The 13,133-nt window shown below is 65.6% G+C and carries 10 protein-coding genes and 1 pseudogene; 7 read left to right on the top strand and 4 right to left on the bottom strand.

Translation table 11 applies throughout. The annotated features are described in order from the left end of the window. Positions 1-2 precede the first annotated feature (2 nt). Together VB777_RS17380 and VB777_RS08985 are read left to right on the top strand one after the other, a co-directional pair. A pseudogene (locus VB777_RS17380) lies at positions 3-227 on the top strand (YDG domain-containing protein); the annotation flags it as partial. A 1,386-nt stretch (positions 228-1,613) separates the two neighbouring features. Beyond that, positions 1,614-3,389: a CHAT domain-containing protein gene (locus tag VB777_RS08985; protein WP_323248462.1), complete on the top strand. Its 1,776-nt coding sequence runs from the start codon at positions 1,614-1,616 to the stop codon at positions 3,387-3,389. A 310-nt stretch (positions 3,390-3,699) separates the two neighbouring features. On the opposite strand, the gene VB777_RS08980 is transcribed toward VB777_RS08985, so the two are convergent. Next, positions 3,700-5,193, bottom strand: coding sequence for a mechanosensitive ion channel family protein (locus tag VB777_RS08980; protein WP_323248459.1), 1,494 nt, complete (start codon positions 5,191-5,193; stop codon positions 3,700-3,702). 68 nt (positions 5,194-5,261) lie between these two features. On the opposite strand from VB777_RS08980, the gene VB777_RS08975 reads away from it, so the two are divergent. Both VB777_RS08975 and VB777_RS08970 read left to right on the top strand, forming a co-directional pair. Next, positions 5,262-5,606, top strand: a complete 345-nt coding sequence (locus VB777_RS08975; protein WP_323248457.1) for a DUF3307 domain-containing protein — start codon at positions 5,262-5,264, stop codon at positions 5,604-5,606. Positions 5,607-5,621: 15 nt separating this feature from the next. Next, positions 5,622-6,305, top strand: coding sequence for a hypothetical protein (locus tag VB777_RS08970; protein WP_197170921.1), 684 nt, complete (start codon positions 5,622-5,624; stop codon positions 6,303-6,305). Here VB777_RS08970 and VB777_RS08965 read toward each other — a convergent pair. Further along, positions 6,262-8,199 carry a CHASE2 domain-containing protein gene (locus VB777_RS08965; protein ID WP_322758195.1) on the bottom strand — a complete coding sequence of 646 codons (1,938 nt, stop codon included), beginning with the start codon at positions 8,197-8,199 and terminating at the stop codon, positions 6,262-6,264. The two genes, VB777_RS08970 and VB777_RS08965, sit on opposite strands and share 44 nt — an antisense overlap. A gap of 117 nt (positions 8,200-8,316) precedes the next feature. Between VB777_RS08965 and VB777_RS08960 the strand changes: the two genes are divergently transcribed. Further along, positions 8,317-8,511 (top strand): hypothetical protein, encoded by a 195-nt coding sequence (locus VB777_RS08960; RefSeq protein ID WP_323248453.1) that lies wholly within the window; start codon positions 8,317-8,319, stop codon positions 8,509-8,511. A gap of 405 nt (positions 8,512-8,916) precedes the next feature. Here VB777_RS08960 and speA read toward each other — a convergent pair whose 3' ends face one another. Next, positions 8,917-10,920: a biosynthetic arginine decarboxylase gene (gene speA / locus VB777_RS08955; RefSeq protein ID WP_323248464.1), complete on the bottom strand. Its 2,004-nt coding sequence runs from the start codon at positions 10,918-10,920 to the stop codon at positions 8,917-8,919. 188 nt (positions 10,921-11,108) lie between these two features. Between speA and ndk the strand changes: the two genes are divergently transcribed. Together ndk and VB777_RS08945 are read left to right on the top strand one after the other, a co-directional pair. Then, positions 11,109-11,567: a nucleoside-diphosphate kinase gene (ndk, locus tag VB777_RS08950; protein WP_323248451.1), complete on the top strand. Its 459-nt coding sequence runs from the start codon at positions 11,109-11,111 to the stop codon at positions 11,565-11,567. Positions 11,568-11,767: 200 nt separating this feature from the next. After that, positions 11,768-11,899: a hypothetical protein gene (locus VB777_RS08945; RefSeq protein ID WP_323248449.1), complete on the top strand. Its 132-nt coding sequence runs from the start codon at positions 11,768-11,770 to the stop codon at positions 11,897-11,899. A gap of 57 nt (positions 11,900-11,956) precedes the next feature. Here the strand turns inward: VB777_RS08945 and VB777_RS08940 are convergent, their stop codons facing one another. Then, the gene (locus tag VB777_RS08940) at positions 11,957-13,126 is read right to left on the bottom strand and encodes an FAD-dependent oxidoreductase (RefSeq protein ID WP_416238329.1); all 1,170 of its coding nucleotides are present in this window, start codon (positions 13,124-13,126) and stop codon (positions 11,957-11,959) included. Between the last annotated feature and the right edge of the window lie 7 nt (positions 13,127-13,133).

The following is a 13,133-nucleotide window of genomic DNA, read 5'->3' as shown; positions in this document are numbered from 1 at the left end:
CGCTGAGTGCGCAGAGCAAGGAGTATGACGGCACCACAACAGCAGAGCTGGCCAGCGAGGATTACCAGCTGACCGGTTTTGTAGACGGGGAGGGAGGAAACCTGCAGTCCCTGCCGACAGAGGGTCAATTCAATAGCAAGGATGTGTTGGCGGCAACCCGTGTGTCGGCGGAGTTGACAGCAGAGAACTATCAGGCGTCAGAGGGAACAAGTCTTGATAATTACAGCGTCGATACGAGTGCCGAGGGAGACGGAAGCATCACAACTCGCCCACTATCGACTTGGCTTGGCAGCGGAGGTGGCCTTTGGAGTGAATCTACTAATTGGGATGCTCTTCCTACCTTAGGCAACGTAGATTCAGTGCTTATTGGAGAAGGCAGCGGATCGATTGTTTTTGATTCCAGCGCTGGCTTCGTGTCGTTGCAGTCTCTGGATATTGGAGGCGTACTCAGAGTGGAGGGTGGATCACTTGCCGTTTCCGGAGCCACAGAGATATCAGAAAGTGCCTCCTTTAACTTCCTGGGAGGAGCCTTCTCTACCGCTGAATTGCTGAATTCTGGCAGCGTGCGCCTGGCAGCGGCTACCCCTGGAGCAATCAGCTTAATTACGAATACCGGGGGAGACATTGTTGCTGATTCTGGTCTTCAGGTTGCAACCTTGAATCTTCTCGGGGGATCGGTGAGTGGCTCTGGCTCCCTAAACGTGACAGATGGCTACTCACAATCAGGAGGTCTGATCAGCGGCTTTGACACTGTTGCCATTAACCAGGCCAGTGGTGAACTAAGCCTGTCCCAGGGTCAGATTCTGTCCCCAGGAGGGTCAATTGCTTTAAATAGCAATTCAGGCTCTTTGCTTTTGGAGAACACATTACTGGATACCAGTGGCGCCGCCGATGGAGGCCTGACAAGCCTGGATGGCAGGACAATTGATATACTAAACAGCGACATAAATACTTCTGGAGAAAATAACGGAGGAGCGATTGACATTGGCTTACGCTCACTGCCAAGTAATGTGGTAGTTATTGGTTCCAACTTAATCGCTGATCCCCCCGCGATTGGCGGCTCCTTGCGGATCAATGGATCCAGTATCGACATCAGAGGTGGCAGCCGCGGAACCATCCTCAACGTCGTTGGGCTTTCAGGTGGCCTGGTGCAAATCGGATCCTTGGACACGAACGCTCTCAATATTGATGGCGGCGTCACAATTCAGCTTGGTCCAACGGCTTCCAGCGCCTTCCTGACAGGCCCGCGACCTCCTGCCACCTTGTTCAACGACGCCACCATCCAGATCATCGGTGGCACACCGACTCCGACTCCGACTCCGGGGCCTGGACCTACGCCAACCCCCATCCCAGCCCCGGGTCCTACGCCGACCCCACTCCCCACGCCAACGCCACTTCCTGGGCCTGGACCTTCGCCAACGCCCATCCCAGCCCCGGGTCCTACGCCGACCCCACTCCCCACGCCAACGCCACTTCCTGGGCCTGGACCTTCGCCAACGCCCATCCCAGCCCCGGGTCCTACGCCGACTCCGCTCCCCACGCCAACACCTGCGTCGAGCCAATCGCCCAACCCCAGTCCAGTGCCGGTCTCGTCGTCACTGCTGGACCAGGTCTTGAGCGTTCAGTCCCTGATTGAGCAGCCGCCCATCACCGATGAGGAGGTGATTCCCTCTCTGGAGGCATCAGCACCATTGCCGCTGGGGGGAGGGGGTGATGTGACTGTGGAGCAACCGATTCGAATCACCCTGGAGACGAGTTCCTTCCTTTTCACTGACGAACTTGCGGAGATGCCGGGTGTGCTCAGCGATGCCTTGCTGGCAGAGTCGATCCTCGACCTCCGTCCTGACGATGGTCAGGCAAGCGGAGAGCCTGTCACTCAGGAATTGCTCGCGGCACTCCCCTTCGACACCGTGTTTCAGGTGGATCTGGAGGCAGATCTCACGTCAATCGATCTAGAGGGCGATGACTGGCTGGCCCGGGCGGATCTGGAAACGGATGCGTTCAGCCGTTCGTTACTGGAGGCGCAGGCTCTCCGCTCCGCGGATGTAGTGACCTCCACTCTCGATCTGCTCAATGGACTGGGATCTCCCCTGCAACTGGCGGTCTTGCCGATGACGAGTGCCGAGGCAATTCAGGCTTTCCAGATGGGGGAACAGCGCTCCTCCGATGACACTGCCGAGAAGCTCGCCCTAACGGGAGGGCGCCGTGTCACGCCCCTCACAACTGAGGAAGTGCAAAGTGTGCTTCAGCGGGTTCAGCGCGCCTCCAATTACGCGCCATACAAGTTGGGAGCGCTGCGGATGAGTTTCAGCAGCGACGCCGCAGCTGGAAGTCTCAACGGAGAAGGCTTTCTCGACATCACGCTCGTCCCGGCGGAGGGCGAAGTGGTGGGCCGCCGCGTCATGGTGGATACAGGGCAGTTTGGCGAGCGACTGCGGCAGTGGTACGGACAACTGGCCAAACAGAGTCCGATGGACCTAGCCAATCCCTTGGCGCCCGCGCGCCAGCTCTACGACGTTCTGATCCGACCAATGGAACAGGACATCAACGCTCTGGGGCTCACGACGCTTCTGTTATCGGCGGATGCCGGCTTGCAGGCGGTTCCATTTGCGGCCCTGCACGATGGCCAGCAATTTCTGGCGGAACGGATCGGCATTGCGCTGACGCCCTCGATCGGTTTGATGCCACTGGATGTACCGCCGGCGGGGGAGAAGAGTCAACTGCGCACCGGCGCGTCCCGTTTCGACGGGCTGGCACCGCTGCCGCTGGTGCCTCAGGAGCTGGATCAGCTTGCACTCGAGATCCCGGGACGCGCTTTCCTGGATGCAGCTTTCACGCCTGAGCTGTTGCTAGAGAAGGCGGGTGATCCGGCCTTCCAGCAGGTTCATGTGGCGACCCACGCCGAGTTCCTGCCTGGCGGGCCCGCCAAGGCACAGCTTTACTCTGGTGTTGGTCCAATGAGCCTGGCGGAATTCTCCAGCCTGCGCCAGCGGCGCGATGGACAGCCGCTCGACCTGTTCACCCTCAGTGCCTGCCGCACCGCCCTGGGAGACAAGGACAGTGAACTCGGCTTTGCCGGACTGGCCTTGCAGGCGGGCTCCCGCAGTGCGATCGGCACCCTCTGGTACGTGGACGATGTGGCCACATCAGCCCTCTTCGTGCAGTTTTATCGCTACCTCGATGCGGGGATGCCGAAGGCGGAGGCCCTGCAGGCGACCCGCAAGGCGTTCGCCAGCGGCGCGGTGCGACTTCAGGGGGATGCGGTGATCGGCACTGACGGACGGGCTCTGCTCAGCGGGCTGAGCCAAGCGCAACAGCGACGCGTGGAGAATGGCGTGACGCATCCCTACTTCTGGGGTGGAATGCAGTTGCTCGGCACTCCTTGGTGATCAGCCATGGCCCGCCTTTTCCCGTCTTCCCGCCCATGGGGGATCGCCCTGCTGCTGGCCTGCCCAGTCCTCGCACAGCTAGCCCCGGTGGATTCATGCGAGGGCCGAAGTGCGAGTGCTGTGGGAGGGGATCCTGCAGGTGATCGTGCGCTCGGCTCTGCAGGATATCGATGTGAATGATCTGAGGGTCAGTCGGCTGTCGCAGGTGCAACCCCAGATCGAGCCCTTGCAGGTGTGTGTGCAAGGTGGTTGCCGGCCGATGCCGAAGCAGGGCATAGCCGCCAATGACGCCGCGCCGCCTGGCTCGCCATCAGCCCCGCAGAACGCCGAACAGCTGCCGCATCCGTTGCAGCACACTCACTTCCGTGGGTCGGTTGCACTGCTGCATCAGCTGATCGAGGCCTGCCTGCCGCTCCTGCACCATCCGGGCGATGCGCTCCAGAAGCACCGAATCCTTCTCCAGCAGCGGTTGGAGGTCACGCCGTTCCACCTCCAGCAGCAGGGTTTCACTGGTGGTTCGCACCGAGGCGCTGCGGGGCGCATCGGTGAAGAGGGTCATCTCGCCGAACACATCGCCCGGCCCGAGCGTCGCCACCCGGTGGCAGGTGGTACTCCCATCCGACTTGAGCACCTCCACAGACCCGAAGACGATCTTAAAAAGAGTGTCGCCACGATCGCCTTCGCGCACCACGGTTTCCCCTGGGCCGAAGCGCAGGCAGTGGCTTTCCCGGGCCAGGTGCTCCCGTTGGTCCGCGTCCAGGCTGCTGAAGAGGGTGTGCTCAGTCAGCAGCGCCATCCGTGCTTCCGAATCCAGAGGTTCCGCCGGAGGGGTGCCCCGGTCGGGCCGCTTGGGCCGCAGTTCGCGGACCGGATAGGGAACGCTGTGGCCGGCGCGCTTCAGCGCGTACCAGATCTGGGAGAGCAGGTCGCTGCGCACGTCGAGGCGTCTGCCAACATCGAGATGCCACACCATCAGCTCGTACATGATGGCGCTGTCGCCGTACTCCGCCACCCAGATCCGCGGCGCAGGATCGGCCAGCACCCGAGGGTGCTCCTGTAACACCTCCAGCATCAGCTGCTGCGCCTGGGCTGGTGGCAGGCCGTAATCCAGCCCGAGGCTGAAGCGGTTGCCCACCGGATCGCGCTCCTTGTAGCGACGCAGGACCGCCTGGGACACCGTGTCGTTCGGCACGACCACCCGAGCCCGATCCAGACCCATCAGGTGGGTGTTCATCAGCGTCAGTCCCACCACCGTGCCTTTCGCCTCGCCCAGGTCGATCCAGTCGCCTTCACGGAAGGGCGGATCCAGCTGCAGGGTGATGCCGGCGAACAGGTCCTTGAGGGTTTCCTGCGCCGCCAGGCCCACCACGGCGGTGAGCACGGCCGAGGTGGTGATCAAGCCCACCAGGTTGACGCCGGCGTAGTCACGTAGCACCAGCACGGTGGCGGCCGCCGCCGTGAGCAGCAACAGCAGATCCCGCAGGATCTTCGGGACGGGCGGCCACCAGCCCAGGGCCGGCGGCACTTGCAGACAGCCCCAGAGCGCCAGGCGGATCAGGGCATACAGCGCCGCGAGGACACCGGCCGTCTGCAGCCAGCGGTTCAGATCGCTCCCCAGCAGATTGCTCCCCACCAGGGAAGCCGGCAGGAGGATGGCAACGGCCTGGATCCCCAGAGCGATCAGGGGGAGAGTCAGGGGCAGGGGGGGCAGGCGTGGCCGCCGCCGCACCATCGCTGCCAAGGCAAACAGAGCGATCGCCAGCCCGATCGTGAGGACGAAGCGATCGAGGGCCGACATGGCCATCCGCTCAAACCGCGAGCATTCTGGTGGGAATGTTCCCCCTGTGCCGTGCGGTTGTGAATGATCCCGCCGTGACCTTCAACCTGTTTCTGATGCTCGCCATGGGGCATTTCGTGGGGGATTTCGCGCTGCAGAGCGATCGCATGGCGGTCGAGAAGTGCCCAGGCTGCGATGTGGTGCTCTCCTGGCGCTGGTGGCTCACCGCCCATGCCGCCATCCACGGCTTCCTGGTGGCCTGGATCACCGGCGTGCCACTGCTGGGTCTGGCGGAATGGGGAATCCACACGTTCATCGACCTGGGCAAGTGCCGCGGCCTGTACCGGCTCAACACCGATCAGTTTCTCCATATTCTCTGCAAAGCCCTGTGGGCGGGGCTGGCCACAATCCCTATGTTTGCTTCAGGGTGGAGGGGATGAGAGAGGCTCGAATCCATGGCAGGTCGCCCTGAAGGCAATCCATCCACCTCCAGGCCTTTGATCCGGCAGCGCCACGCCCTTCTAACTGGCCTGCTGTTACTGGTGGCTGCCAGCCAGCTGCCGGAGGTACTGGCCCAGTCATCCCTGCGGTCCACGTTCCCCGGACGACGCGTCGGAGGAGGAACTCGCGGCGAGTGCAGTTCCAGGCTGGTGGCCAACCTGGTGCCCTCCACCAGCGTGTTCGCGCCGGGCTCGTCCCTCCAGATCGGTCTGCTGGAAGGGCCGACCGCCAACCCGCGTCCCGTGCGCCTCTCCTTCCGTCCGCTCAACAGCGATGCCGCCCACTCGTCGGGTGTCGAACGGCTGCTGCCGGCGTCTCCTGCGGGTGTCACCCTGCTCGCTGTGTCGGCACTGAAAGTGCCCACCGTTTGGGAATCGGCCTACAAATGCGAGGAAGGCAGTGCCACCGCAGCCAATAATCCCCTGGCCTTCGTCCAGTCGGAATCTCCGCCAGCGGTGAGCCTGCTGGTGGCTGATAACGACAGCACGCCGGAGGACAAGCCCCTGCAGACTGCCCTGCAGCAACTGCGCAGGTTCTGTGGCTCCACCGTGCCGCGGGCCCAGGTGGCCAAGGCCTTCGGGATGACGGATGTGGTCAATGGGGAGTGGCCGGCGGAGCTGCCGGTGCGCTGTCTCTGAGCGCTGCGCCGCGCAGCTCCCAGATGTCGAGTGGCTCCTGCCGGCCCTTCACCTGCAGCTCGCCCCAGTGCTCCCACTCCAGGGCCCAGTCTTCAGGCAGTAGCGCCCGGGTCGCCGATGACACCAGCACCCGGCAGATGTTGTCCTGGCGGGTTTTGTCGATGCTCTCCAGCCGGGAGGCGCAGTTCACGGTGTCGCCGATCACGGCATATTCCAGGCGTTCACTGCTGCCCATCGAACCGGCCAGCACTTCGCCGGAGTGGATGCCGATGCGCAGGTGCATCGCCGGGGCCCCTTCGCGGGCCAGCTCCTGGTTGATGGTGTCCAGGCCGTTCTGGATGTCCAGGGCGGTTTCGATCGCGGCACGGGCATCGGCCCTGGGGCTGTTGCTCACCGGTGCTCCGAACACGGCCAGGAAGCCGTCGCCGGTGAACTTGTTCACCATGCCGCCCCGTTTGGTGATCGCCGGAACGCAGTAGGCCATCCCCCGGTTCAGCCAGCTGAGCAGTTCAGCTGGCTGGAGCTGCTCGGACACGCTGGTGAAGCTGCAGGTATCGGAGAACAGAATCGTGACCGGCAGCTGGCGGCCCTCGAAGCGTCCGTCGCTCAGCAACTCCTCTCGCTGCTCCCAGAGCTGCTTGGCCACCGCCGGGGAGGTGGTCTGGCCCAGCAGCCGCTGAATCTGCTGGCGTTGCTGCTGGCTGGCGGCGCCGCGGCGCAACCAGCCGGCACCGGCCATCAGAGAGAGGCCGGCCAGGGGGGTGACGGCACCGATCCAGGCGTGCTGAAGCCAAAGCAGTGCCACCAGCCCCCCGGCCAGTCCCAGCCCCACCAGAGCCACCGCCACCACACTGCGCCGCAGGGTCCTGAAGGCCTCCCCGAGGCCGATCCCGAGCACCACGGCCAGCAGTTCCAGGGCCAGGTCCAGCTGGCCTGAAGAGGTCCAGACATGCAGCCGCAGATCGCCATTCTGTCGTTCCAGCAGGGCCGCCACCCGCAGGGCATGGATCTCCACGCCTGGCATCAGCAGCTGCTTGGCACCACTGGTGAAGCGGGTGTGGGGAATCTCGAACAGATCCCGCAGGGATGGCGCCGTGCTGCCGATCAGCACGATGTGACCCTGGATCTGCGTCGCCGGCACCTGGCCCGCCAGCAGGGCCTGCAGATTCCAGGTGGGAAAGCTGCCCGGTTGGCGGAACGGCAGCATCTGCTGGTAGCCCGCTGCATCGAGCCCGCGGTATCCGCCGGACTCGCTCTCCAGCCAGGGGCCAGGCGCCGAGCCCTGATCGAGAGTGCCGCGCAGGGTCTTGCTGCCGCTGGCCACCTCCGCCAGCCGCAAGGCCAGGGACACGGTGGCTTCATCCTGCCCGGCCACGTGGACCAGATCGCGGCGCATCACCCCATCGGCATCCACCACCAGATCGTTGAAGCTCTGCCGTTCGGGGGGAGCTCCGGGGATCGGCTCGATGCCCTCGGCCACGTTGAAGATCGTGACCAGACGGTGCTCGCTCTGCACCAGCTGCCGCAGGCAGGCCTGGTTCGGCCCCATGCCTTTGTCGCGGTACAGATCCAGGCCGATCGCCACCGCCCCCTCCTCCCCCAGCCGCTCGATGGCCCGGCAGAGCAGGCCATCCTCGATCGGCCAGCCGTAGGCCTGGATGTCGGACTCATCCAGGCCGATCATGGTGATCGGCAGATCCTTGCCAGCCGGCGCCGGGCGTTGACTGGTGACCAGGTCGTAGAGGAGGAGATCAAGGGTTTCGGCGATCCGGCTGCGCTGCAGGCCCAGCAGCAGCAGGGCCGCCATGCCGTAGGGGGCCATGCCCTTGAGCAGGGTCAGGATGCGGCTGCGGATCCGATCACGGCTCGGCAGGGCAAAACTCCAGCGACCCATGCCGTCGATCTTTCAGAGGAGGAATGCCCCGATTCTGGCGCCTATGTCCGATGCTGCCGCCATCGGTAGGACTGGACAGGCTGGGCAATCCAGGAGATCGCCTTGCATTGGACAGTGTTGGAACGGTTCCTGCAGCTCCTGAAGAGCAGCCCATCAATATCCACCCATCCTTCAGCCATCGAACGGCTCGATGCTGTGCTGGCGGGCGGCGACTCCGCGGAGGATCTGTCGGTGCTATCGCGCTTCATGGCAATCGCCGATATCATCAAGTCCCTGAAAATGGCTGATCGATCCCGTTGGCCATACCCGTAGCATAGGCCTGGCTCGGCTATTTCTTCCTCACCGGTCTGTCGAGCCTCGACTACCGCCTCACCGATGGCTGGGCTAGATCCCGAGGGGGAAATTGCCATTCACAAGGAGAGCGGACTGGAGCGTCTGTGCGGCTGACATAATCAGTTCGTCTTTCGTCCGTCGGAAGTGATGCCGGAAGCCTCCCCTCTGCCAGCGCTGTCAGGTGGGCGGATCATCTTCGGCTCACTGAATCATCTCCAGATGTTGAATCCTGCGATGGTGGCGGTGTTGCGTCGCCTCTTGCTCCAGTGCAAGAGCTGCACGCTGCTGCGGTACAGACAGGTCACCGATCCCTGCTGGCGCGGCCGATGGGAAAAGCTACGCGGCTTGCGGGCCTGCCTGGGCTGTTGCTAGCGCTGGACACCGTCAGCTCTGCAGGTAGGTGGTCTGGCGCAGGCTGGTTTCGAGGTGATCCATCAGGCGGCGCACTTCGCTGATCCGCAGGTCGCCGCGGCCGATCGCCGCCTCGCTGGCCACCCGGAGCCGCTCCAGCAGCAGCTCCGGGTCGTGTTCCATCGCCTCGAGCACCTCGGCGTTGGTGTTGCCGCGCACCACATGGTCGACTCGGTAGCCGCCGCCGGCCCCGAGGCGGATGTGCACGGCATCGGTGCTGCCGAACAGGTTGTGCAGGTTCCCCATCACCTCCTGGTAGGCCCCCGCCAGGAACAGGCCGATCCAGTAGGGCTCACCGGGATTCAGATCGTGCAGTTCCAACAGGGGCTTCACCTGGCCGCGGTCGATGAAGCGGGCCAGCTTGCCGTCTGAATCACAGGTGAGGTCAGCGAAGCTGCCCAGCCGGTCGGGCCGTTCGTCGAGCCGGTGGATCGGCATCACCGGGAAGAGCTGATCAATCGCCCAGGTGTCTGGAGCGGAGCGGAACACCGAGAGATTGGCGTAGTAGGTGCTGGCCAGGGCCGCCCGCAGGGCGCGCAGATCATCGGGGATCGGCCCGCTGGCCGGCAGCTGCCCGGCGATGGCCTCGGCGCAGGCCCAGCTGAGCTGTTCGGCCATGGCCCGCTCCGGCAGGCTGAGGTAGCCGAGCCGGAAGGCGGCCAGAGCGTCGTCGCGGAACTTGATCGCGTCGTTCCAGGCCTCCTGCAGCCGCTCCAGCGGGGGAACGTCCCCGGGTTCAGCAGTGGTTGCGGCGGTGGTGTCGAGGCCTGGGGCTTCAGCCTTGGCTTCGCTGTCCCTGCCCTGCACGATCCCCGTGATGCCGTCCAGGGTGTCGCGCAGGTTGCGCACGATCAGCGGTTCGTTCTCCTGCGGCGGCGGCACGGTTCCCGGCACGCCGCTGCGGCCGAGCACATCGAACACCAGCACCGAGAAATGGCTGGCGATGGCGCGGCCGCTCTCGCTCACCAGGGTGGGGAGCGGAATCCCGTGCGGTTCGCAGCACTCCCGCACCGTGGCCACCACGTCGTTGGCGTAGTTCTGCAGGGAGTAGTTGGTGGAGGCGGCGGTGGCGGTGCGGCTGCCGTCGTAGTCGATGCCGAGGCCGCCGCCCACATCGAGGAACCCCATTGGTGCCCCCAGTCGGACCAGCTGCAGATAGATCTGCCCGGCTTCCTGCAGGGCGTCCTTGAGGACGGCGATGTCGTTGATCTGGCTGCCGACGTGGAAGTGCAGCAGCTTCAGATCCCCCAGCAGGTCGGCCTTGCGCAAGGCCTCCACCGTGGCCAGCACATCCGGGATCGACAGGCCGAACTTGGCCTTCTCCCCCACCGAACTGCCCCAGCGGCCGGTGCTGCGGGTGGAGAGCTTGGCCCGGATGCCCAGGAAGGGAGCAGCCCCCAGCTCCTGGCTGGCGCGAATGATCCGTTCCACTTCATCGGCCTGCTCGATCACCACCACCGGCTGGCGACCGAGACGCCGGGCCAGGATCGCCGTCTCGATATAGCGCTGGTCCTTGTAGCCGTTGCAGATCAGCAGGGCCTCGGGGTCGTCGAGCAGCGACAGGGCAATCAGCAGTTCGGCCTTGCTGCCGGCCTCCAGGCCGAAGTGCCAGCGCCGTCCGCTCTCCACCAGCTGCTCCACCACATGGCGTTGCTGGTTGCACTTCACCGGGAAGACGCCCTGGTAACGCCCGGCGTAGCCGTACTGGGCGATGGCGCGGGCGAAGGCGGCATGGAGGCGCTCCAGCCGGTCTTCGAGGATGTCGTCGAAGCGGATCAGCAGGGGCAGCGACAGGTTTCGGCCCTGCAGCCCCTGCACCAGCTCGACCAGATCCAGGGATCCGCCCCTCTCCCCCTGGGGCTGCACCAGCACATGGCCGCGGGCATTCACCGAAAAGTAGGGATCGCCCCAGCCGTCGAGGCCGTAAAGGGAGGCGCTGTCGGCGGGGGTCCAGGTGGGAGACCCGGACGCCGCCATGGCCAGCTCGCCGGCGAGGGAGGGTTGGGCGAGCACCATGGAAACGGCGACGGAGCAGCAGGCGAAATCTAGGCAGTGCGGACCTGAAGCCCTGAGCGGCGGCCGCGGGACCGGTTGGCTGAAGCGGTGTGCTTGCCAAGCGGCAGGGCCGGCGCGGACGATGGGCCCGATCCGATGTTTCCGACTTCATGGCTGCCGAACGCACCTTTGTTGCCATCAAGCCCGATGGCGTGCAGCGCGGCCTGGTGGGCGAGATCCTCGGCCGCTTCGAGCGCAAGGGTTTCAAGCTGGTGGGCCTCAAGCAGCTCACCCCCAGCCGTGAGCTGGCAGAGAACCACTACGGCGTGCACCGTGAGCGCCCGTTCTTCGCCGGCCTGGTGGAGTTCATCACCAGCGGCCCTGTGGTGGCGATGGTGTGGGAAGGCGATGGCGTGATCGCCAGCGCCCGCAAGCTGATTGGTGCCACCAAGCCCCTCGAGGCTGAGCCCGGCACCATCCGCGGTGACCTGGCGGTGAACATCGGCCGCAATGTGATCCATGGCTCCGATGCCCCGGAAACGGCAGCCTTTGAGATCGGCCTGTGGTTCCAGCCCTCTGAGCTGAGCGAGTGGACCCCTTCCGACCAGCCGTGGCGTACCGAAGGCTGAGGCTGCCGCCTCGTTACGGAAGGCGGTGAATGGGCCCTCTCCCCGTGCTGAGCACCCAGCACCCCGGACACCTGCAAGTGCAGCTGGCCAGTGGAGGCAGCCTCCGACTCCGTATCGCGGGGGAACTGGGCCTCAAGCCACGTCCATGGGAGATGGCCCCGTTGGCGGCGGTCCAGCTGTAGGGCACCGGTCCACCACTGGTGAGTGTCAGTCGCGGCCGTCGGGTGGTGCTGTTCAACGGTCTGGTGGGCGTCGTGCCGCTGGGGCGGTCCGATGGTGAAGTGTTGGCCCGAGCCTGTACCGGTGTTCGGATTGCGGGCCTTCGCCATTGAGGGGGCATCGCCCCGCCCACCTGAGCAGGGGGCTGCGCGATGCAGGGATGGAGAGCTTCACCCTGGCGGCTGAACCGGAGCCGCGTTCACCGTGCCTGACTGCCGGGCGCTCTGGGGAGAGGCACCAGGAGGAGAGACCGAAGGCGCCATGAAGCGGTCCCAACGAAACGCCTCCAGCAGGCAGGACCTGATGCCTGCGGGCAGGTCCTGCTCGACTGACCCGCCCTCCGGATCCAGGGCAACGCCCAGCAGTTCCGCCGTGATCGCTGCCAGCAGCACGCCATTGCGGTGGTGGCCGGTGGCGAGCCAGAGCCCCTCGATCGGACTCGGGCCCAGCAGCGGCGCCTGATCCGGGGTGCAGGGGCGAAACCCCCACCAACGCTCCATGGGGGGCCACTGGCTCGCCTGAGGCAGCAAGGCCGCGATGCCGTCCTGCAACTGGCGTTGCCCGAAGGGCGTCAGCCCGTCGGCGAAGCCCGCCTCCGGCTCGCTGGTGGCTCCCACCACCAGCAGCCCGTCGTGCCGCGGCACCAGGTAGGTGCCCGGGCCGAAGATCACCCGCTGCAGGGCCTGGCGCGGCCCCTGCAGCGACAGCATCTGCCCCTTGACCGGAAACACGGGCAGCTGGGGCAGCAGCCTGGCGCTCCAGGCCCCGCCCGTGAGCACGGCGCGGCGGGCCGGTAACTGGCGCTCGTCTCCTTCGGCCGTCCGCAGGCGCACTCCCGCCAGGGCGCCACGGCCGTTCTGCTGCAGCTCCAGCACCTCGCTGCCCTCCTGGAAGGCCACACCCAGGGCCACGCAGGCCCGCTCCAGGGCGCGCATCAGGCGGCGGCGGTTGTCGATCTGGCCGTCCTGCTCAAACAGCAGACCCGCCTGCCAGCGAGGGCCGATGCCGGGTGCCTCGCGCTCCAGGGCAGCGCGGTCGAGGGGTTGGCCCCAGGCAGCCGTGGGGTAGCGGTCCCGTTCGGCGATGGTGGGGAAGGGAACCACAATGCCGCAGGGCCGCAGGCCGCAGGAGCTGCCGCCGTCCGCTTCGATCTGGGCGACCCAGGCAGGGATCCGCTGCAGCGACTGCTGACCCAGCTCCAGCAGGCTGCCCTGCAATCCTTCGGCGTGGGGCGCCAGCATGCCAGCGGCCACGAAGCCGGCGGCTTCGCTGCGGCGCCGGCTGAGCACCAGCACCGCTGTGCCGCGGCGGGCGAGCTGATGGGCGATGGCCAGGCCCATCAGCCCA

Origin of the sequence: Synechococcus sp. CCY9202 (genome assembly GCF_034931685.1) — a bacterium.
Taxonomy (GTDB): Bacteria; Cyanobacteriota; Cyanobacteriia; order PCC-6307; family Cyanobiaceae; genus CBW1002.
The sequence above is the reverse complement of the archived record's forward strand: the minus strand, read 5'-3'. Positions and strand labels throughout refer to the sequence as shown.